Origin of the sequence: Streptomyces sp. NPDC006463 (genome assembly GCF_042870715.1) — a bacterium.
Taxonomy (GTDB): Bacteria; Actinomycetota; Actinomycetes; order Streptomycetales; family Streptomycetaceae; genus Streptomyces.
The window spans coordinates 153,520-173,951 of the sequence record NZ_JBIAHP010000005.1 but is presented as its reverse complement, the minus strand read 5'-3'; the positions used below and the strand labels follow the sequence as shown (position 1 = coordinate 173,951).

16 protein-coding genes are annotated in these 20,432 nt (G+C 69.9%); 7 read left to right on the top strand and 9 right to left on the bottom strand.

The genetic code is table 11. From position 1 onward, the window contains the following. Positions 1-24: 24 nt before the first annotated feature. Positions 25-1,224 (bottom strand): glycosyltransferase, encoded by a 1,200-nt coding sequence (locus tag ACFYOB_RS11750; RefSeq protein ID WP_388558087.1) that lies wholly within the window; start codon positions 1,222-1,224, stop codon positions 25-27. Positions 1,225-1,479: 255 nt separating this feature from the next. Here ACFYOB_RS11750 and ACFYOB_RS11745 point away from each other — a divergent pair, with 255 nt between their 5' ends. Further along, positions 1,480-2,190, top strand: a complete 711-nt coding sequence (locus ACFYOB_RS11745; RefSeq protein WP_388558084.1) for a hypothetical protein — start codon at positions 1,480-1,482, stop codon at positions 2,188-2,190. A 49-nt stretch (positions 2,191-2,239) separates the two neighbouring features. Here the strand turns inward: ACFYOB_RS11745 and ACFYOB_RS11740 are convergent, their stop codons facing one another. The 3 genes from ACFYOB_RS11740 to ACFYOB_RS11730 all read right to left on the bottom strand — a co-directional run bounded on the left by ACFYOB_RS11740 (position 2,240) and on the right by ACFYOB_RS11730 (position 5,823). Beyond that, positions 2,240-3,049, bottom strand: a complete 810-nt coding sequence (locus ACFYOB_RS11740; protein ID WP_388558081.1) for a hypothetical protein — start codon at positions 3,047-3,049, stop codon at positions 2,240-2,242. 149 nt (positions 3,050-3,198) lie between these two features. After that, positions 3,199-4,476, bottom strand: coding sequence for a metallophosphoesterase (locus tag ACFYOB_RS11735; RefSeq protein ID WP_388558078.1), 1,278 nt, complete (start codon positions 4,474-4,476; stop codon positions 3,199-3,201). Between the two features lie 231 nt (positions 4,477-4,707). After that, a complete protein-coding gene (locus ACFYOB_RS11730) occupies positions 4,708-5,823 on the bottom strand; it encodes a LacI family DNA-binding transcriptional regulator (protein WP_376677851.1) in 1,116 nt (371 codons plus the stop codon). Positions 5,824-6,184: 361 nt separating this feature from the next. On the opposite strand from ACFYOB_RS11730, the gene hisC reads away from it, so the two are divergent. Next, positions 6,185-7,264 (top strand): histidinol-phosphate transaminase, encoded by a 1,080-nt coding sequence (hisC, locus tag ACFYOB_RS11725; RefSeq protein ID WP_388558074.1) that lies wholly within the window; start codon positions 6,185-6,187, stop codon positions 7,262-7,264. A gap of 130 nt (positions 7,265-7,394) precedes the next feature. On the opposite strand, the gene ACFYOB_RS11720 is transcribed toward hisC, so the two are convergent. Next, entirely contained in the window at positions 7,395-7,763 is a 369-nt protein-coding gene (locus tag ACFYOB_RS11720) for a cyclophilin-like fold protein (protein WP_388558071.1), read from the bottom strand. Positions 7,764-7,953: 190 nt separating this feature from the next. Here ACFYOB_RS11720 and ACFYOB_RS11715 point away from each other — a divergent pair, with 190 nt between their 5' ends. The 4 genes from ACFYOB_RS11715 to ACFYOB_RS11700 all read left to right on the top strand — a co-directional run bounded on the left by ACFYOB_RS11715 (position 7,954) and on the right by ACFYOB_RS11700 (position 15,878). Next, positions 7,954-9,459: a cytochrome ubiquinol oxidase subunit I gene (locus ACFYOB_RS11715; RefSeq protein ID WP_388558068.1), complete on the top strand. Its 1,506-nt coding sequence runs from the start codon at positions 7,954-7,956 to the stop codon at positions 9,457-9,459. An 18-nt stretch (positions 9,460-9,477) separates the two neighbouring features. Continuing rightward, positions 9,478-10,479: a cytochrome d ubiquinol oxidase subunit II gene (gene cydB / locus ACFYOB_RS11710; protein ID WP_388558065.1), complete on the top strand. Its 1,002-nt coding sequence runs from the start codon at positions 9,478-9,480 to the stop codon at positions 10,477-10,479. 50 nt (positions 10,480-10,529) lie between these two features. Next, entirely contained in the window at positions 10,530-14,093 is a 3,564-nt protein-coding gene (gene cydD, locus ACFYOB_RS11705) for a thiol reductant ABC exporter subunit CydD (protein ID WP_388558062.1), read from the top strand. A gap of 108 nt (positions 14,094-14,201) precedes the next feature. After that, entirely contained in the window at positions 14,202-15,878 is a 1,677-nt protein-coding gene (locus ACFYOB_RS11700) for a GAF domain-containing sensor histidine kinase (RefSeq protein ID WP_388558684.1), read from the top strand. A gap of 23 nt (positions 15,879-15,901) precedes the next feature. On the opposite strand, the gene ACFYOB_RS11695 is transcribed toward ACFYOB_RS11700, so the two are convergent. The 4 genes from ACFYOB_RS11695 to ACFYOB_RS11680 all read right to left on the bottom strand — a co-directional run bounded on the left by ACFYOB_RS11695 (position 15,902) and on the right by ACFYOB_RS11680 (position 18,867). Further along, positions 15,902-16,828 carry a Cof-type HAD-IIB family hydrolase gene (locus ACFYOB_RS11695; protein WP_388558059.1) on the bottom strand — a complete coding sequence of 309 codons (927 nt, stop codon included), beginning with the start codon at positions 16,826-16,828 and terminating at the stop codon, positions 15,902-15,904. Positions 16,829-16,946: 118 nt separating this feature from the next. Next, positions 16,947-17,351, bottom strand: a complete 405-nt coding sequence (locus ACFYOB_RS11690) for a hypothetical protein (RefSeq protein ID WP_388558057.1) — start codon at positions 17,349-17,351, stop codon at positions 16,947-16,949. A gap of 136 nt (positions 17,352-17,487) precedes the next feature. Next, the gene (locus ACFYOB_RS11685; RefSeq protein WP_388558054.1) at positions 17,488-17,886 is read right to left on the bottom strand and encodes a roadblock/LC7 domain-containing protein; all 399 of its coding nucleotides are present in this window, start codon (positions 17,884-17,886) and stop codon (positions 17,488-17,490) included. Between the two features lie 72 nt (positions 17,887-17,958). Then, on the bottom strand, positions 17,959-18,867 hold the full coding sequence (locus ACFYOB_RS11680; RefSeq protein ID WP_388558051.1) for a MarR family transcriptional regulator: 909 nt from the start codon (positions 18,865-18,867) through the stop codon (positions 17,959-17,961). Positions 18,868-19,397: 530 nt separating this feature from the next. Between ACFYOB_RS11680 and ACFYOB_RS11675 the strand changes: the two genes are divergently transcribed. Further along, positions 19,398-20,303, top strand: a complete 906-nt coding sequence (locus ACFYOB_RS11675) for an LLM class flavin-dependent oxidoreductase (RefSeq protein WP_388558048.1) — start codon at positions 19,398-19,400, stop codon at positions 20,301-20,303. The last annotated feature ends 129 nt before the right edge of the window (positions 20,304-20,432 follow it).

Genomic DNA, 20,432 nt, shown 5'->3' with positions numbered 1-20,432 from the left:
GTCGCGTGCTGCGTGGAGCGGCGGTCAGGCGACCACCTGATACTGCGGGTCCAGCTTGCGGCGCGCGAACGCGAGGTTCTCGGTGACCCGGTCACGCTGGGAGTCCGGGAGGCGGCCGTCCTGGAGGAGGCGCTCGCAGCAGTCCAGCGACTCCTGGTACTCGCCGACCCAGTAGGCGGCCACGGCGAGTTCGTCGAGCGCGCGCCATTCGTGCCAGTCGAACTCGACGAACAGGATGTCGTCCGGGCGGGGGATCCGGACCGCCTGCCGGGCGAACATGTACGCCAGCGGCCAGCGGCTTTCGAGCCGGCAGATGCGGGCGAGGCTGCCGATCGCTTCGGCGCGCGTGGGGCGGCTCTCGTGTGCGCGAAGGAAGCGGTCCATCACCTCGGCCGACGGCTTCTTGAGGTTCGCCGCGATCCGTGCCGCGTACAGCTGGGCACAGAAGGCTTCCTCGGCGAAGCCGCCCATCGCCGCCCGGCGGTCGTAGACGGCGAGGGATTTCTCCGGTTCTCCCGCGTCGCGCCAGCTCTGGGCCAGGTAGAACGCGTACCGGGCATTTCCGGGTTCCTCGATCAGCCCTTGTTCGAGTACCGCCGCGTCGCGCAGGTACTTCTCCCGTTCGCCCAAGTCCCTGAGGCGTGCCCCGCCTCCGACGATGAGGATATTGGCGCCTTCGAGCACGCCGCTGCTGTGCCGGAGTTCGCAATCGAGGTACTCGTGGAGTACGCCGACGTATTTCCACGGCAAGCGGGTGGAGACCAGAGCGGGCCTCCAGTGGATGACGGGCTCGTGGTGCACCGCGATGCGGTACGCGTCGAACGTGAGGTCCGGCATGCGAAAGCCGGGCTGTACCTGCATCACGTCGTCGGCGTCGATGAACAGCAGGTAGTCCGCGCTGGAGCGTGCGAGGTCGATCGCCTCGCTGCGGCTTTCGCCGAATCCCTTCCACGGCCGTTCGTGCAGGACACCGGGGAGATCGCTGAGGAATTCCCGGATGATGTCCTGGGTGCCGTCCGTCGAGCCCGTGTCCACGATCACCCATGTATCGATCAAAGGGCGCACCGATTCGAGACAGCGCCGGATCACCGGTGCCTCATTCTTGACGATCATGTTCAGGCAGACTGTTGCTCTCAAGGATTCCATCCCCTGTGGTGATGAAAACGACCGTGAGGCGACGGTAGGGCACGGTTCGTCCGTGCCTGGGCGCGTCGCGTCCGCCACCGCCCAAAAGACTCCATTGGGCTCGTACCGCTGGTCCGATAAGTTGACTTATCCGCGAGGCGTTCCACCGCTTGCGACCGCGATACCCACGATGACCGAGGTGGCCCGAGACGGCCCATCGCACATCGTTCGATCCGGTTTCGAGAAGGAGCGGCGTATATGAGCCCCGAGAACAGGACCAGGTCACACCTTGGTCCGCTGCCCCGGCGGAGCAGTTGGCTGACTGGAGGCACGCTCGCATCACTCGCCCTGGTGATGACGGGGATTTCCAGCCCCGCGTTCGCCACGGGGCAGGCCATCCAGGCAGCCGCGACAGTCCGCGCGGCGACCCCGGCAGGCGGCGACCACTGCGAGTCGAAGAAGCACGATTACGATCCGAGAGCGGCAACCCCCGTCGGCCCGCGCGGTGGAGGCGGCGACGACGAGTGCAAGCAGGGTCCGACGGGCCCGACGGGTCCCAGGGGTCCGCAGGGCCCGACCGGAGCTACCGGTGCTACGGGTGCCACTGGTGCGACCGGCGCGACAGGTGCCACCGGAGCCACCGGCGCGTCCCAGTGCGTCGACATCGACTCCGTCCGTGACAGCAACGCACGGGAGTTCAAGGCGGTGCTCCCCGGCGACGGCAATGCGTACGCGGGCATCCGCGGGCTTCAGCCGACCCCGGGTCTGTGGACCTGGTACGACCTCACCCTCAACCCGGAGGGCGATTACCCGGACGACGCCTGCGCGATCTCCATCAGCCATCAGGCCAACCAGCTGCTGGTCGAGGTGGTGACGACGGACGGCGTGATCTCGGAGACCACCTGCGCCGTCGTCCCCGGAAACAACACCCTCACATGCAACGGGGTGTGGGCGGAGGCAGAACCCCAGCCCGACGAGGGTGACCCGGACCTCGCCCGCCGGGCGGCCAATGCGCCGCCGATCCGGCCGATGAACCCCAACTACCTTCCGAAGGCACTGAAGTAGGGGAAGCAGAGGAAGGGAAGCGGGGCGCGAGGCCGGGAGGCCGGGAGGCCTACTCCGGCTCGTGCTCCGGGCCGCCGAAGTCCGGGCCGGTGAAGTCCGGAGGCGTGTAGCCCGGCCGGGGACCCTGTGACGGCGATCCCGGACTGGTGAAGTCGGGCCGGGTGTATCCCAGGTTGGGGATGCGCCCGGCCCCTGGCGTGCGGGGCGCCGGATATTCCGGCCGCGAACTCGGATCGGCCAGGGCGTCCCGCAGGAACGGCATGATCCCGCGCTCCAGCAGCGCGTTCCGCCAGGCCTCCCGGGCCTGTGCGACCTCGTCGGGTATCGCCTCCGCCTCGTCCGCGGCGACCTCGGTCGCGCTGTTGCGCAGCGCGGTCACCAGCAGGCCGATCACGGCGAAGATCAGGGCGGTGGCGGTGAGCACCCCGAAGAACGAACCCGCCGTCAGCATGGTCTCGGCGAAGGCCGGTTCGGGCTCGATCATCTTCAGGATGTAGCCCACGAGCAAGAAGATCAGCATGGCGGTGCCCGCCAGAACGGGTGCGAGGACCGCGATCACGGCGCCGAGGCCCGCGCCGCCCTGTCCGCCGTCCTCCTCGTCCAGGGTCCCGGGAGCGGAGAGGGCCTCGTCGCGTCGTTCCTCGCGGAGCTTCACGTAGTAGTCGTACTCTGCGGCGGCCGCAGCCGTCAGCAGTGCGCCGGCCCCCAGGGCCATGGTGCGCAGTTGTTCGGCGTTCAGGCGTTCGCCGAGGGTGGCGAGCTCGGGCCGTTCGTGTGCGGTGCGCAGCGCCTCGTCGAGGAGCCGATCGAACTCGGGCCGGTCTTCGGTCAGCAGGTGCGGAGCGCTGGTCATGTGCATCCCCCGATGCTCCGTGGAGGCCGGTTTGCCCGCGTAGACCCGGGCGCCGGCACAAACGGAGGAGAGCCTGCTACGGATAGAGCGATGGTAGAGGGACCACACCGCAGGTTGACAGGGGCTTTCCGGAAATACCCCCCTGATGACAATCCTCAGTCGCGCAGAGGCAGTTGCACGACCAGCAGTTTGCCCGCCATCGTGACCCCGCCGTCCATGGCGATGGCGAGCCCGTCCGCGTACACGTGGGGGCCGTCCACCGCCTCCGGGCCGCGCGCCTCGTCGCCGTCCTCGGTGCCCACTTCGCCGAGGAGGTACGGGATGGGGCTGTGCCCGTGCACGACGCGGCTGCCGCCGTACGTGCCGAGCAGTTCGCGTACGGCCACCGGGCCGGTCTCCTCGTCGCGGAAGGCGAACCGCTTGGTGAACTTGCGGAAGAGGTCCCAGGTGATGTCGGCGTCGCCCCGGTTGAGGAGCTCGTGGATGGTGTCGTTGACGTCCTCGATGGAGTCGCCGTAGTCCAGGTAGGCCGTGGTGTCGGAGTGCAGCAGCAGGTGGTCCTCTTCCAGGACGGCCGCGTCCAGGCGGGACATCCACTGCAGGTGCACGTCCTGCAGGCGCTCCATGTCGGTGCGTTGACCGCCGTTGAGCAGCCAGGCGGCCTGGAAGGTGGCCGTGCCGGCGCCGGAGGAGACGGGGGTGTCGCCGAACCGCTTGGCGCCGATGAGCAGCAGCTCGTGGTTGCCCATGAGGGCCTTGCAGTAGCCGCCGGCTGCCGCGGCCTCGGCGGACAGCCGCATGACGAGGTCGATGACGCCGATGCCGTCGGGGCCGCGGTCGGTGAAGTCGCCGAGGAACCAGAGCCGGGCGTTGCCCGCGGACCAGCGACGCTCGCTGTCGATCAGGCCCTGGGCGTGGAGTTCGGTGACGAGCTCGTCGAGGTACCCGTGGACGTCGCCGACCACGTAGAGCGGGCCGGGACCGGCGGCCGCGGTGTCCTGGGGGACGTACTGCACCTGGATGGTGTCGCCGGGGCCGCCGAGTGCGCCGCGGCCGATGACGGGCAGGTCGCGGTGGGTCGGGGTGTAGCCGTCGAAACCGTCGTCCTCTGGGTCCACGGGATCCGTGGGCTCGGCGGTCGCGTGCGCTTCGTGCGCTTCGTGCATGTCCTGCGCTGCGTGCACGTCGTGATGCGGGACGGGTGGTGCCACGGGCTGCGGCACGGACTGTGCGTTCGCCTGCGGCGCGTAGCCGGGCTGCTGGGGCGCGCTCAGCGCGCCGTCCTCGTAGTACGCCGGGTACTCGCCGTACACGGGAGCCTCACCGGGCAGCCCGGTGGATACGGCGTACGGGGCGGGTTCGGTGACCGGAACCCGGAAGTCCCGCAGCGTCTCCGTCCGCATCGCGGGTCCCTGACCGGCCCCCTGAGTCATCGACCCCTCCACCACCGTCGCGCTGCCGTACACCTGCGGACCCTTCTGACCTCCGGGGAGGAGGGTCCGTGATGTCGTGCGCCCATCATAGGAATGCGGCTCGCGCTGTGTGACGCACCAGGGGTGGTGAATCCTGTCCGGAGCCGATCGTTCCTACCGTTTTATACCAATATCGGTGTTCCTGAAATCCTCGGCGGTGTCGGCGGCGCCGCCGAGGAGTGGTGTGGCGCGTCAGTCCTGGGCCGGAGAGCGGGGCGGACTGACGGTCGTACGGGGCTGCCTGCGTTGTGACGAGGTACGGATGATGAGCTCTGTCGGGACGACCTGTTCGACGGGGCGTCCGGTGTCCACTCCCTCGATCGCGTCGATGAGCAGCTGCACCACGGCGGTGCCGATGCGGCGCGGTTTGAGGGAGAGGGTGGTGATGGGCGGTTCGGTGTTGGCGTACACGGTGGACTCGCTGCAGCACACGAGCAGCAGGTCCTCGGGTACGCGCAGGCCGTAGCGCCGGGCTGCCGCGAGCAGGTCCGTGCCGTTGGGGTCGAAGAGCCCGTACACGGCGTCGGGCCGGTCGGGGCGGGCGAGGAGCCGGTCGGCGGCCACGGCGCCCGCGCAGGGGTCGTGGGCGGGGTAGGACTCGTAGACGGGGTCCTGGCCGACGCGCTCGCACCAGTTGAGGTAGGCGGTCGTGGAGAGCCGGGTGTAGGTGTCGGTGGTGGTGCCGGTCAGCAGCCCGATCCTGCGGGCGCCGGCGGCGGCGAGGTGGTCGAGGAGGCCCAGTACGGCTGCCTCGTGGTCGTTGTCGACCCAGGCAGTGACGGGGAGGGAGCCTGCGGGGCGGCCGTCGGAGACCACGGGCAGGCCCTGGCGGACCAGTTCGGTGACGACGGGATCGTGGTCGGAGGGGTCGATGACGACGGTGCCGTCGAGGGCGACGTTGGACCACACGTCGTGTCGGGAGGTGGCGGGGAGGATGACGAGGGCGTAGCCGCGGGCGAGCGCGGCGGAGGTGGCGGCTCTGGCCATCTCGGCGAAGTAGGCGAATTCGGTGAAGGTGAAAGGTTCATCCCCGTACGTCGTCACGGTCAGGCCGATGAGGCCCGACTTGCCGGTACGGAGGGTGCGGGCGGCGGCGGACGGGCGGTAGCCCAGCCGGTCGGCGACCTCGCGAACGTGGCGGCGGGTGGCGTCCGGCAGCCGCCCCTTGCCATTGAGCGCGTCGGAGACGGTTGTGATGGAGACGCCCGCTGCGGCGGCCACGTCCCTGATGCCTGCCCGGCCCTGTCGGCCGGCGGCCCGCCGGGTGGTCTCGGTCCGGCTCACGTGATGCTTCCCTGCTGCTGTCATGGCGAGCCGATAGTAGGGCTCGGCGGGGTGGGTGGTCTGGGTGCATATGCACGCGTTGACAGGCACGTTTCTGCAAGGTTCGCCACCCCCAATGACCTTGGAATTGAAGGCATTTGCTCGGCCAAGGCTGCCGTGAGGCTTGTCGGCGGGTACGAGCATGCCAAAACGGTACGGTCGCGGGCCGTTCTCAACTCACCTGCACGAGGGATGCGCGCCACGGCGTAGGCCACCGGCGCGCGCATATATGCGCGCGCTCCCCCGCATTCCAGGCGCCCCCATTCTCGGAAGGGCGGAATCCTCATAAGGTGAGCAGTATTGAGTCGACGGCGACGTCGTACGGGATGGTCGAGGAGGACCTGCGGTGAGCGAGAAGAGCCCGAAGCTGCGCGCCGAGCTGGACGGCATTCCCACATACAAGCCCGGCAAGCCGGCCGCCGCGGGCGGGGCCGTCGCGTACAAGCTGTCCTCGAACGAGAACCCGTACCCGCCGCTGAACGGGGTGCTGGAGAGCGCGGTCGCGGCCGCCGGGAACTTCAACCGGTACCCGGACATGGCCTGCACCGGCCTGGTGAACGAGATTGCGGAGCGGTTCGGGGTGCCGGTGGAGCACATCGCCACCGGTACCGGCTCGGTGGGTGTGGCCCAGTCGCTGATCCAGTCGACGGCCGGCCCGGGCGACGAGGTCATCTACGCCTGGCGTTCTTTTGAGGCTTACCCGATCATCACGCAGATCTCGGGTGCGACCTCCGTGCGGGTCCCGCTGACCGAGGGCGACGTCCACGACCTGGACGCGATGGCCGAAGCGATCACCGAGCGGACCCGGCTGATCTTCGTCTGCAACCCCAACAACCCCACGGGTACCGCGGTGCGCCGCGCCGAGCTGGAGCGGTTCCTGGACCGCGTGCCCTCGGACGTCCTGGTGGTGCTGGACGAGGCCTACCGCGAGTTCGTGCGCGACGCGGACGTGCCGGACGGCATCGAGCTGTACCGCAGCCGCCCGAACGTCTGCGTGCTGCGTACGTTCTCCAAGGCGTACGGGCTCGCCGGTCTGCGCGTCGGCTTCGCGGTGGCACACGAGCCGGTGGCCGCGGCGCTGCGCAAGACGGCGGTGCCCTTCGGTGTCAGCCAGCTCGCACAGGACGCGGCGGTCGCCTCGCTGCGCGCCGAGGACGAGCTGATGGGCCGCGTCGGGGCGCTGGTGTGCGAGCGGAACCGGGTGCACGAGACGCTCCTGGCGCAGGGCTGGACGGTCCCGGACACGCAGGCGAACTTCGTGTGGATGCGGCTGGGGGAGCGGACCGCCGACTTCGCGGCCGCCTGCGAGAAGGCCGGTGTGGTGGTCCGGCCCTTCGCGGGCGAGGGCCTGCGGGTCACGATCGGTGAGACCGAGGCGAACGACCTCTTCCTGCACACGGCGGAGGCGTTCTTCAAGGAGCTGTAGCTCCGGCGGGGACTCGCACGCGTTGCGCGATTTCCAGGCGTTGAGCGATGCCCGGGCGTTGAGCGATGCCCGCGCATTGAGCGGTGCCCGCGCATTGAGCGGTGCCCGGGCGTTGAGCGATGCCCGCGCGCTACGCGAGTTCCACGCGGACGGGGTCGCCGTCGCGGACGGTGGCCAGCAGGCGGGAGTCGCCGTCGAACGAGCCGAGCACGTTGCACGGGCTTGCCAGGCGGCTCTCGCCTCCGCGCGAGATGGGCGTGGGGCCGTAGGGCAGCGCGAGCGCGTCGCCCTCGGTCCAGAACGCGACCGTGCCGGGTTCGACGACCTGCTGGGCGTCGTGCTCCAGGGCCACGGAGACGCCGGTGTCGAAGTAGACCTCCTCGCCCCAGGTGTTCGCGGACGCGGAGATCGGAAGGGCCTCGGCCAGCGCCCTGCTGGTCGGGGTCTCGTCGAGGGTTGCGGTGAGCTGGCCGGCGGGCCAGGAGATACGAATCTTCATGGGGCACATTCAACAATCTGTTGAATTTCTTGGCTAGGGGGACCCCGCCGCTAAGGGGTGAAAACGGGTGCGCCATAATGCTTGTGAATGTGAACGCGTTCACAAGCGTGTCCTGCTTCCTCCCGTTATGGGGGGAACCCGCCATGCAGCCTGCGGCTGTGCCCCACGGCGACGACAAGGAGAAGACGACGTGGACCTAGCTTTGGCGCCAGAGACATTGGCGCGCTGGCAGTTCGGCATCACCACCGTCTACCACTTCCTCTTCGTTCCCCTGACGATCTCGCTCGCCGCCCTCACGGCCGGCCTGCAGACGGCCTGGGTGCGCACCGAGAAAGAGAAGTACCTCAGGGCCACGAAGTTCTGGGGAAAGCTCTTCTTGATCAATATCGCGATGGGTGTCGTCACCGGCATCGTCCAGGAGTTCCAGTTCGGCATGAACTGGTCCGACTACTCGCGATTCGTCGGTGACATCTTCGGCGCCCCGCTGGCCTTCGAGGCGCTGATCGCCTTCTTCTTCGAGTCGACCTTCATCGGTCTGTGGATCTTCGGCTGGGACAAGCTGCCGAAGAAGATCCATCTGGCCTGTATATGGATGGTGTCGATGGGCACCGTCCTGTCCGCCTACTTCATCCTGGCGGCCAATTCCTGGATGCAGCATCCGGTCGGGTACCGGATCAACGAGGAGCGCGGCCGGGCCGAGCTCACCGATTTCTGGCACGTGCTCACCCAGAACACCGCGCTCACCCAGTTCTTCCACACCATCACGGCCGCCTTCCTGGTCGGCGGTGCGTTCATGACCGGCATCGCCGCCTTCCACCTGGCGCGCAAGAAGCACATACCCGTGATGCGGAGCTCGCTGCGGCTCGGCCTGGTCGTCATGATCATCGCTGGCATGGGCACGGCCCTGAGCGGTGACCTGCTCGGCAAGGTGATGTTCAAGCAGCAGCCCATGAAGATGGCCGCCGCCGAGGCGCTCTGGGACGGCGAGGCGCCGGCTCCGTTCTCCGTCTTCGCCTACGGCGACGTCGAGAAGGGCCACAACAAGGTCGCGATCGAGATACCCGGCCTGCTGTCCTTCCTGGCCAACGACGACTTCACCTCTTTCGTCCCGGGCATCAACGACGTCAACAAGGCCGAGCAGGAGAAGTTCGGCCCCGGCGACTACCGGCCCAACATCCCGGTCGCCTACTGGGGCTTCCGTTGGATGATCGGCTTCGGCATGGCCTCCGTCGGCGTCGGGGTGCTGGGACTGTGGCTGACCCGCAAGAAGTTCATGCTGCCTCCGGGTCTGCGCACCGGGGAGGAGGAGGTACCTCACCTGGTCCTCTTCAAGAAGGCGCTGAGCCCGAAGTTCGCCGGCCTGTACTGGATCGTCGCGCTCTGGACGATGGGCTTCCCGCTCATCGCCAACTCCTGGGGCTGGATCTTCACCGAGATGGGGCGCCAGCCCTGGGTGGTCTACGGAGTGCTGCGCACCCGGGACGCGGTCTCGCCGAACGTCTCCCAGGCCGAGGTGCTCACCTCGATGATCGGCTTCACCCTCCTGTACGCCGTGCTCGCCGTCATCGAGGTCAGGCTCCTCGTCAAGTACGTCAAGGCCGGTCCGCCGGAGCTCACCGAGGCCGACCTCAACCCGCCCACCAGGATCGGCGGAGACGACAAGAACCCCGACCGGCCGATGGCCTTCTCGTACTGAGGCTGAGGAGACCACACCATGCAACTCCACGACGTCTGGTTCGTACTCATCGCGGTCCTGTGGACCGGCTACTTCTTCCTGGAGGGCTTCGACTTCGGAGTCGGCGTACTCACCAAGCTGCTCGCCCGCGGCCGCACGGAGAAGCGGGTCCTGATCAACACGATCGGACCTGTGTGGGACGGCAACGAAGTCTGGCTGCTCACCGCGGGCGGCGCGACCTTCGCGGCCTTCCCCGACTGGTACGCCACGCTCTTCTCCGGGTTCTACCTGCCGCTGCTCCTCATCCTGGTCTGCCTGATCATCCGCGGTGTCGCCTTCGAGTACCGGCACAAGCGGGCCGAGGAGCGCTGGCAGACCAACTGGGAACACGCGATCTTCTGGACCTCCCTGATCCCCGCGTTCCTGTGGGGCGTGGCCTTCGCGAACATCGTGCGCGGCGTGAAGATCGACCAGAACAAGGAGTACGTCGGCACTTTCCTCGACCTGCTCAACGTCTACTCGATCCTCGGCGGCCTGGTCACGCTCACCCTGTTCACCTTCCACGGCGCGGTCTTCACCTCGCTCAAGACGGTCGGTGACATACGGGAGCGCTCGCGGAAGCTGGCGACCCGGCTGGGTGTGGCCACCGCCGTACTGGCCCTGCTCTTCCTGGGCTGGACCCAGGTCGACAGCGGCGACGCCAAGAGCCTGGTCGCGATGGCCGTCGCGGTGATCGCGCTGGTCGGAGCCCTCGGCTTCAACCTGGCGGGCCGCGAGGGCTGGTCGTTCGCACTGTCCGGGATCACCATCGCGGCGGCCGTCGCGATGCTCTTCCTGACGCTGTTCCCGAACGTCATGCCGTCCTCGCTGGACGACGCCTGGAGCCTCACGGTCACCAACGCCTCGTCCAGCCCTTACACCCTGAAGATCATGACCTGGTGCGCGGCAGTGGCCACGCCGCTCGTCCTGCTCTACCAGGGCTGGACGTACTGGGTGTTCCGCAAGCGGATCGGGACGCAGCACATCGTCGACGTGCACTGAGCCCCGGCACCCGCCCCTCCCGCCTGACCCTCCCTTGGGGGATGTTTCACGTGAAACCGATCGACCCGCGCCTGCTTCGGTACGCCCGTTCCACCCGCCTCTTCCTGGCGGCCGTGGTGGCCCTGGGCCTCGCCGGGGCAGGGCTGGTCGTCGGACAGGCGATGCTCATCGCCGAGATCGTGGTCGGTGCCTTCGAGGAGGGGCTCGGCGGGGCGGAGCTGCGGACGCCCCTCCTGCTGCTCGCGGCGGTGGCGCTCGGGCGCGGCCTGATCACCTGGCTGACAGAGCTGGCCGCGCACCGGGCCGGTGCGGCGGTCAAGTCGGAACTGCGCGGCAGGCTGCTGGACCGGGCCGCAGATCTCGGCCCCGCCTGGCTGACGGGACAGAAGACCGGGTCGCTGGTGGCGCTGGCCACCCGAGGTGTGGACGCCCTCGACGACTACTTCTCCCGCTACCTCCCCCAGCTGGGGCTCGCGGTGGTCGTGCCGGCGGCCGTGCTCGCCCGCATCGTCACCGAGGACTGGGTGTCGGCGGCCATCATCGTGGTCACCCTGCCCCTGATCCCCGTGTTCATGATCCTCATCGGGATGGCCACCCAGTCACGGATGGACCGTCAGTGGCGGCTGCTGTCACGCCTGTCGGGGCATTTCCTCGATGTGGTCGCCGGACTTCCCACGCTGAAGGTCTTCGGGCGGGCCAAGGCCCAGGCCGAGTCGATCCGCAAGATCACCGACGACTACCGGCGCGCGACGATGCGGACGCTGCGCATCGCCTTCCTCTCCTCCTTCGCCCTGGAGCTGCTGGCGACCCTGTCGGTGGCGCTGGTGGCAGTGACCATCGGCATGCGGCTGGTCCACGGGGATCTCGACCTCTACACCGGACTGGTCATCCTGATCCTGGCACCCGAGGCGTACCTGCCGTTGCGGCAGGTCGGCGCGCAGTACCACGCGGCCGCCGAGGGTCTGGCCGCCGCGGAGGAGATCTTCGAGGTGCTGGAGACACCCGTCGAACGCCCGGTCGGCGGGGCCGGGCTGCCGAGCGGCGTTCCTCTGCGCATCGAGATCGATGACGTCCGGGTCCGGTACGAGGGCCGGGGCCAGGACTCGCCCGGGCCGCTCTCGCTGACGGTCGAACCGGGCGAGTGCGTGGCCCTCACCGGACCGAGCGGGGCCGGGAAGTCCACACTGCTCCAGGTGCTGCTGGGGTTCGTGACACCGACCGCGGGGCGGGTGCGGGTAGCGGGAGTGGACCAGGCGGAGCTGTCCCAAGAGCAGTGGCGGGAGCAGATCGCCTGGGTGCCGCAACGTCCGCACCTGTTCGCCGGATCGATCGGGGAGAACGTACGGCTGGCCCGGGCGGGAGCCTCCGACGCGGAGGTGGCCCGGGCGTTGAAGGACGCCGGCGCCTGGGAGTTCGTGACGGCGCTGCCGCGCGGGGTGGAGACCCTCCTGGGCGAGGGCGGCGTGGGTCTGTCCGCCGGACAGCGCCAGCGGCTGGCCCTGGCGCGGGCGTTCCTGGCGGACCGGCCCGTGCTGCTGATGGACGAGCCGACCGCGGCGCTGGACGGCGAGACCGAGGCCGGGGTGGTGGACGCGGTCCGGCGGCTCGCCGTGGGCCGGACCGTGCTGCTGGTCGTGCACCGGCCGGCGCTGCTCGCCGTCGCCGACCGGGTGGTTCCGATCGCGCAGGCCGACGGCCGTTCCGGGCTGCCCGCCGCCGAGGGCCCGCTCCCCCGTCCCGCCTCCGTCCGGACCGACGCCTCGGGCGGTGCCGATGGCGGGGAGCGGATCCTCGCAGCCGCGCCCGAGCCGGCTCAGGCCGGTGGCGGGACCGCTCCGGGCGCAGCCGATCCGCTGGGTCGGGTCCGGGCGGTGGCCAGGGCCTGGCAAGGACGCTTCAGGCTCGGACTGCTCCTCGGGGCGCTGGCCGTCGGATGCAGCGTCGGGCTGATGGCGGTCTCCGGCTGGCTGATCTCACGGGCCTCCGAACAGCCCCCCGTGCTCTATCTGATGGTGGCGGTCACCGCCACCCGGGCCTTCGGAATGGGGCGGGCCGTCTTCCGGTACGCCGAGCGGCTCGTCTCGCACGACGCCGTGCTGCGGATGCTCGCCGATCTCAGGGTCTCCGTGTACCGGCGGCTGGAGCGCATCGCCCCCGCCGGGCTGCGAGAGCACCGGCGCGGGGATCTGCTGGCCAGGCTGGTGGCCGACGCCGACGCACTCCAGGACTACTGGCTGCGCTGGCTGCTGCCGGTGGGCACCGCGGTGCTCGTGGGCACCGGCTCGGTCGCCTTCACCGTCTGGCTGCTGCCGGAGGCCGGCGGCGCCCTCGCCGTCGGACTGCTCGCCGCAGGGGTCGGCGTTCCGCTGGTGAGCGGGGCTTGCTCCCGGCGTGCCGAGCGCCGGCTCGCTCCCGCCCGGGGTGAGCTTGCCACCCGGGTGGCCGATCTGCTCACCGGTACCGCGGAACTGACCGTCGCCGGGGCGCTGGAGGACCGCAAGGGCAGGGCCCGGGAGAGCGACGGCGTGCTGACGCGCATCGCCGCGCGCGGAGCCGCCGCAGGCGGTCTGGGCGGCGGACTGTCCGCCCTGGTGTGCGGGCTCACCGTCGTGGCCGCCGCGGCCGCGGCGGCCACCGCGGTCCACGACGGACGGCTGTCCGGGGTGGCCATGGCCGTCGCGGTGCTGACGCCGCTCGCCGCGTTCGAGGCGGTGGCCGGCCTTCCGCTCGCCGTCCAGTACCGCCAGCGGGTGCGCCGCAGCGCCGAGCGGGTCTACGAGGTCATCGACTCCCCGGTTCCCGTCGCCGAGCCGGAGCAGCCCGCGGCTGCGCCCGGTTCGCCCTTCCCGCTGCGGCTGACGGGGCTCACCGCCCGGCACCCCGGCCAGGAACGCGATGCGCTGCGGGGCCTGGACCTGACCTTGGAGGCCGGCCACCGCGTCGCCGTCGTCGGACCCTCGGGCTCCGGAAAGACCACGCTGGCGCAGGTCCTGCTGCGGTTCCTGGACCTGCGCGACGGCGCGTACACCCTGGGCGGGACCGACGCCCGGACCCTCGACGGTGATGACGTCCGTGCGCTCGTCGGGCTCTGTGCCCAGGACGCGCACCTCTTCGACAGTTCGGTGCGGGAGAACCTGCGGCTGGCCCGGACCGGAGCGAGCGAGGAAGAGCTCCGGGAAGCGCTGGCCGCGGCGCGGCTGCTGGAGTGGGCCGACGGACTGCCGGACGGGCTGGACACGCTGGTCGGCGAGCACGGCGAGCGGATCTCCGGCGGCCAGCGCCAGCGCCTGGCCCTGGCGCGGGCGCTCCTCGCGGACTTCCCCGTGCTGGTGCTGGACGAGCCGGCCGAGCATCTGGACCTGGCCACGGCGGACGCGTTGACGGCGGACCTGCTGGAAGCGACCCAGGGCCGTACCACCGTGCTGATCACCCACCGGCTCGCCGGCCTGGAGGCAGTCGACGAGGTGCTCGTGCTCGACGGCGGAGAGGTCGTCCAGCGCGGGGCGTACGAGGAGCTGGCCGCCGCCGAGGGGCCGTTGCGGCGGCTGCTGGAGCGGGAACGGGAGGCGGACGGGCCCGTGGCCGACTTCCTCCAGGCCGACTTTCCCCGCTAAAGGGGACTAACTAGTCTCAAGGGCATGTCACTGCAGGAGTCGCAGCCGCAGGAACCGCAGGACCCGCCGGAGCCGCAGGACCCGTCACCTGGAACACCGGACCCGCTGATGGCCGCCACCCAGGCCGCCAGGAGTCTGCAGGGCCTGTCCACCGAGCTCACGGCCCGGGTACCGCAACTGCTGGAGGCCATGAGGTCGGTCGGTACCGGGCTTGAGCTGCACTCCACGCTGGACCGCATCTGCGAGACCGCGGCCGAGCTCGCGGACTCCCGCTATGCGGCGATCGGCGTCGTCGACACCGAGGGCCGCGGGCTTTCGGACTTCGTCACGTACGGGATCAGCCCCGAGCTGGCCCGGAAGATCGGGCACCGTCCGGACGGGAAGCGGGGTCTTCTGGGAGCGTTGATCTCGCACCCCGACACCGTGCACCTCGACGATCTGACGAAGGATCCGCGCTCGGCGGGATTCCCTCCGCACCATCCGCCCATGAAGACCTTCCTCGGTGTCCCGATCAGGGTGCAGGGGGAGATTTTCGGCAATCTGTACCTTGCCGAGAAGAACGGCGGTGGCGCGTTCAACGACTACGACGTGCACATGGTCCGGGTGCTGGCCACCGAGGCGGGCATCGCCATCGGCAATGCCCGGCTGTACGAGGCCGCCACTCAGCGCGAGCGCTGGATCGACGGCTCGGTGGCCGTCACCACCGCCCTGCTGTCCGGCGGGGACGCGGACGACGCCCTCGCCGTGGTCGCCGAGCAGGCCCGTCGCCTGGCCAACTCCTCCGCCGGCATCGTGATGCTGCCGACCGAGGACGGCGGGATGGAGATCGTCGCCGTCTCCGCCGAGAACCCCGCCACCTCGCTCGGCGTGGTCATCCCCGCCGAGAGCCCGGTGGTGAACAGGCTGCTGCAGGGCGAGCCCGTCTTCGTGGACGACGCCGCGTCCGACCCGCGCATGGTCAGCAAGCTCACCAGCCAGTACGGACCCTGCATGATGCTTCCGCTGCACAGCGGGGGGCGGGTACTGGGCGCCCTGGTCACTCCGCGGGCCCGCGGCAAGCGCCCGTTCAGCGAGGCCGAGCGAACCCTGGCCACGCAGTTCGCCTCCCAGGCCGCGCTCGCCCTGATGATGGCCGAGGCGCAGCGCGACCGGGAGCGGCTCGCCGTGTTCGAGGACCGCGACCGGATCGCCCGGGACCTGCACGACCTGGTGATCCAGCGGCTGTTCGCCACCGGGATGATGCTGGAGGGCGCCCAGCGCCGGTCCATCGTCCCCGAGGTCGGTGACGGGATCGGCAAGGCCGTGGACGAGCTGGACGTGACGATCCAGGAGATCCGCACGGCGATCTTCGCGCTCCAGCAGGGCCCGGCGGAAGCCCCCTCCGGGCTGCGCACCCGGGTGCTGCGGGAGATCAACATGGCCGCCGTGCCGCTCGGCTTCAAGCCCGCGCACCGTTTCCTCGGCCCGATCGACGCGGTCGTGGACGACCTGGTGGGCAAGAACCTGATCGCCGCGCTGCGCGAAGCCCTGTCCAACGCGTTCCGCCATGCCGACGCGTCCCGGATCGAGGTGGTCGTGGATTCCACGGTCACGCTGGCCGACGGGCGCCCCGGGGTCCGGCTGGAGGTCGCCGACGACGGGGTGGGGATCACCGAGGGTGGACGGCGCAGCGGGCTGCGGAATCTGCGCCGACGGGCCGAGTCGCTGGGCGGCGCGAGCTCGTACGGCCCGGGCATCGGCGACGGCGGTGGCGGGACCACCGTCGTGTGGGAGGCCCCGCTCTAGGGCTGCCTGTCCCGGATCAGGCCCTAGGCGTCCAGGCGTCCAGGTGTCGCAGGAGATTGTCCTTGGAGCAGACGATGCGCGATCCGGTCGGCCACGATGTGCTCGATGACGACGGCGACGCCGTCCTCGTTGTTGGCGGTCGTACGGCCGGACGCGGCCGCGATCACATCCGGATGGGCGTTGCCCATCGCGTACGAGGTGCCCGCCCAGTTGAGCATCTCCACGTCGTTCGGCATGTCCCCGAAGGCGACGACCTCGGCGGGGGAGATACCGCGCTCGGCGCAGCACAGCGCCAGGGTGCTCGCCTTGGAGACATCCTTTCCGCTGACCTCCAGCAGGGAGGTCGGGCTGGAGCGGGTGATCGCTGCGTACTCGCCGGCGGTGGAGCGGGCCAGGGCGAGGAACTCGTCCGGGGCCAGCTCGGCGTGGTGTGCGAGGAGCTTGAGCACCGGTGCGTTGCCTTCGTCCGTGTCCTCGCGCAGCAGCTTCTCGGCGGTGGCGACGTTGGCGCCCGGGTCCTGGAAGAACGGCGGGTACGTCGGCTCGTAGTTGATGCCGGTGGTCAATTCGACCGCGAAGGAGGTACCGGGCGCAGCAGCCCGCAGGGCGTCCACGACGGCGAGGGCGGCAGCTCTCGGGAGGGCTCTTACCTGTACGAACTCTCGTCCGGCGTGGAGGTCGACGACCGCCGCGCCGTTCGCGCAGATCGCGAGGCCGTGGCCATGGACGTGGTCACTGACCACGCCCATCCAGCGGGCCGGGCGTCCGGTGACGAAGAAGACCTCGATGCCGGCCTCCTCGGCGGCCGCGAGAGCGGCGACCGTGCGGGGCGAGACGGACTTGTCATCGCGCAGCAGGGTGCCGTCGAGGTCGGTGGCGATGAGCCGGGGCATGGGGGTTGGCCCGTCCGGGCGCTGGGGAGCCGAGGTCACGGCTCCATCTTCGCCCATTGCCCGCGGAGGGCCGGACCATGTGCGGCTCGTCCGGTGCCGACGGCCTGATGTTTCACGTGAAACATCGGAGGGATGGCGATGTTTCACGTGAAACACGAAGGCCGCAGCAGGGCTGTCACAGCGGTCCGTTGTCCTTCAGTACTCGTCGGGCCTGCGCGAAGAGCATCCCCACGTTCGCCGACTTGCGGCAGACCACGACGGCGACCACCTCGTCCGCACTGTCGACGCGCAGGAAGAGGTGCGCCAGGTTGTCGCTGTTGACAAGGATTTCCTGGAAATAGTGCCGGTCGGACACCACTCCGCGACGCTCCTTGAAAATGTTCTCGATCATCACCACATTCCGGCCCTGGAAGAGGTCGAGTGTGGCCGCCGACAGCATGTCGAGTACCTCCGGCGGGTGCGAGTCGACGGTTTCCACCGACAGCAACATGCCCGTTGACATGTCGATGACCCCGGCGGCCACGCACTCCGGTACCTCCGCGCGGAGGGTTTTGACTATGGTGACCACCCGGTCGGACATGCTCTGGGGACCTGAGGCTCCCGATACGCTCATGGTTTTCCTTCTGATGGATTTGTTTCGGATAAGGCCCGAAGCCGGACCTGCCGGGGTGATCGTGTGGTCGTGAGTGCTGCCGGTGGAGCGCCACCGGCAGCACTCAGCCGGCCGGAGCGATTCCGGTCTCGGACGTCAGCAGGAGGCCGATCCGGTCGGCGCTCAACTGCGACTCGGAGTGGAACCGCTTCACGTCCATGCCCGAGTCGCCGAGCACCGCCATCAACGCCATGTCACCGATCGCCTGCGTGACCAGATAGCCGTCGTTGAACCGTGCGACGGTGTGGTGGACCAGTCCCTTGCCCGTGGCGGTGCCCGTCCGGCGGGCGATGCCGAGCGCCGCCGCGGTGAGAGCGGCCAGGCACTCCCCGTCGACACTGACGTCTGCTTCGGCAGTGATCAGCAGGCCGTCGGCCGAGGCCACGATCACGTCCGTGACACCGACGACCCGATCGCGGAGCGCGCGCATCTCAGCGGCCAGTTCGTCACTTTTGATCGTCACAATTCTCCTGTTTGTTCACGCTGGGATCGCTCCCAGTCGCCTGTGCGACTTGCTGTTCTGTGCTGGTGGCCGCTACCGGCGATCCGTCACCGGCCGCAGGGGCAGGACGTCGTGGATTCCACTCATGCCGCGCTGGCGCCGAGGCAGCCCGCTTACGCCCGACAGGCGGTGCGGGGCGTGGGCGTTCGACACCCGATCGGCCGCCCCGGCGGGCTCGCCGAGAGGAACAGCCGCAGGGGAGGGCACCACCTCGACCAGGCCGTCGCTGAGCATGCGCGTGAGTTCCACCGTGACGGCGTACAGGCCCCGCCCCAGTAGAAAGGCGATGTCCCGCGAGCTGCGACGGCCATTGACGTGCAGAAGGATTTCCCGTCGCTCACCGGCCGTCGAACCGTTTGCCGACGCGGCTCCGGTGGGCGTCAGCGCCATCCGGTCCCGGAAAGGGGAGAGCGGCACCCGCAGCGAAGTAAGAGCCTTGACGCGGCGACTCGCCTCCTGGAACAGCCAGTCCGCTTCGATGCCCTGTGGTGCCACCAGGTGGTGGCCGCCCCCGCCGGGTTCGAGGATGCACTCGTCCATGCGGCCCATGCCCACGGAGAGAGCCCCGTCCAGGGCCGCCATGAGACACATCAGCTGCAGCTCGGCGGCACCGACCAGCGTCCGGTCGATCAGTTCCGCTCCGATACGGCCGACGGTCGCGCCGGCGCGATAGGCAGCCGCCCACTCGTCCTTCCCGACCCGCCCGGAACGCACGAGCAGGGTTTCCACGGTCGGTGCCCCGGGGGACTCGACCGCGACGATGGCACCGTTCACGAGGTAGAAGGTGCCGCCCGGGTCGCCCACCACGACCAGAGTGCCGGAAAGCCGTTCGCGACGAGCGCGGACCAGATTCCGGGCCAGCTCCTGGGTTGCCCGGTCCGACGGCACGACCGACGCCGACGCCGACGCCGACGCCGACGCGGACGCCATCGAAGAGGCCATCGAAGAGGCCATCGAAGGCGCCGTCGAAGGTGCGACCGACGGCTCCGCCGCAGGCGCCACCGATGGCAGCGGCAGCGGCAGTGACCAGTCCGCGGGTGTCGAGGATGCTCCAGGGAGAACGGGATACGTCACCAGTCGGCTCCCGCTCGTGAAACAGACACGGCCGTGGCGGCCCGGGGGGTCTCAGGGGCGGCGGAGACCAAAGCCGTCCGGTCTCCCGGCATGGTGATTTCGAGCACGACCACCCCTCGTCAGAGGCTGAATTCGGACAAGGCATCCACTGCGGGTGCCGTGGGTCAACCAGCTCTCGGAATCGCACAGTAGTCGGCTCGGCCGAATCCGTGATCGACGATGCCGGAAGTCTTTGGTTTCTTTCGCCAGGGATCGCTTTGCGACTTCTTGCTTCTGAATTACCGCTCTCCATGGAGGGGTTTTCCGGAAGATCATTCGACAGGGAGCGCTCGGCGCCGACGCGACGCGGCAGGACCGGAACGCACTACCCGTCGGCTGAGCGCCGTAGGCTCGAACGCATGAGTCTGAGTCTGAGCACGGTGATCCTCCCGGTACGTCGATGGCACGAAGGGGGCCGCGACCAGTGGGTACGGGCGGAGACGCTCGGGTTCCACACCGCATACAGCTATGACCACCTGTCGTGGCGGGGATTCCGCGACGGACCGTGGTTCGGCGCGGTGCCCACCCTGACCGCGGCGGCCGCGGCCACCGAGCGGATGCGCCTGGGGACGCTGGTCACCTCGCCGAACTTCCGCCATCCGGTGACCCTCGCCAAGGACCTCATCTCCCTGGACGACATCTCCGGCGGGCGCATCACCCTCGGCATCGGAGCGGGCGGCAACGGCTTCGACGCGACCGCGCTCGGCCAGGAGCCCTGGTCCCCGCGCGAGCGGGCCGACCGCTTCGCCGAATTCGTACCGCTGCTGGACCAGCTGCTGACCGAGGGCGCGGTGAGCTCGCAGGGCACCTTCTACTCGGCCGAGGAGGCCCGCAACATCCCCGGTTGCGTGCAGCGGCCGCGACTGCCGTTCGCGGTCGCTGCCACCGGACCGCGCGGCCTGCGGCTCGCCGCCCGCCACGGCCAGGCCTGGGTGACCGCGGGAGACCCGAAGATCTTCGAGGACGGCACGCCCGAGCAATCGCTGGAGGCCCTGCGCCGGCAGATCGGCGGGCTGGAGTCGGCTTGCGCCGAGATCGGGCGTGAGTTCGGGCCGATGGAGAAGATCCTGCTGACCGGCTTCACCCCCGAACGCAGCACCATGCTGGAATCCGTGGACGCATTCGTCGACTTCGCGGGCCGCCACCGTGAGCTGGGCTTCACCGAGCTGGTGATCCACGCCCCGATCCCGGACTCCGACTTCGCCGCGGACGAGTCGGTCTTCGAGAAGATCGCCGTGGAGGCCCTGGCCCAGCTGGACACCTGATCCCACGGTCGTGGGCGCGGCCCCGGGCCGGGGGCGGCGGCGCCCCCCGCGCCGGGGGGGAGGCCGGGCCGGGGGGGGTCAGGCGCGCGGGGGGCGGCCGGGGGCCGGGGGGGGCGGGGCCCCCCGGCG

Coding starts and splice junctions, on each gene's coding strand:
- ACFYOB_RS11745 (WP_388558084.1), top strand. CDS start 1,480: ATGACGGGGATTTCCAGCCCCGCGTTCGCCACGGGGCAGGCCATCCAG.
- ACFYOB_RS11675 (WP_388558048.1), top strand. CDS start 19,398: ATGAGTCTGAGTCTGAGCACGGTGATCCTCCCGGTACGTCGATGGCAC.
- ACFYOB_RS11720 (WP_388558071.1), bottom strand. CDS start 7,763: ATGAAGATTCGTATCTCCTGGCCCGCCGGCCAGCTCACCGCAACCCTC.
- ACFYOB_RS11700 (WP_388558684.1), top strand. CDS start 14,202: ATGGCCGCCACCCAGGCCGCCAGGAGTCTGCAGGGCCTGTCCACCGAG.
- ACFYOB_RS11730 (WP_376677851.1), bottom strand. CDS start 5,823: ATGACAGCAGCAGGGAAGCATCACGTGAGCCGGACCGAGACCACCCGG.
- ACFYOB_RS11690 (WP_388558057.1), bottom strand. CDS start 17,351: ATGTCCGACCGGGTGGTCACCATAGTCAAAACCCTCCGCGCGGAGGTA.
- ACFYOB_RS11695 (WP_388558059.1), bottom strand. CDS start 16,828: ATGGGCGAAGATGGAGCCGTGACCTCGGCTCCCCAGCGCCCGGACGGG.
- cydB (WP_388558065.1), top strand. CDS start 9,478: ATGCAACTCCACGACGTCTGGTTCGTACTCATCGCGGTCCTGTGGACC.
- ACFYOB_RS11680 (WP_388558051.1), bottom strand. CDS start 18,867: ATGGCCTCTTCGATGGCGTCCGCGTCGGCGTCGGCGTCGGCGTCGGCG.
- ACFYOB_RS11735 (WP_388558078.1), bottom strand. CDS start 4,476: ATGACTCAGGGGGCCGGTCAGGGACCCGCGATGCGGACGGAGACGCTG.
- ACFYOB_RS11740 (WP_388558081.1), bottom strand. CDS start 3,049: ATGCACATGACCAGCGCTCCGCACCTGCTGACCGAAGACCGGCCCGAG.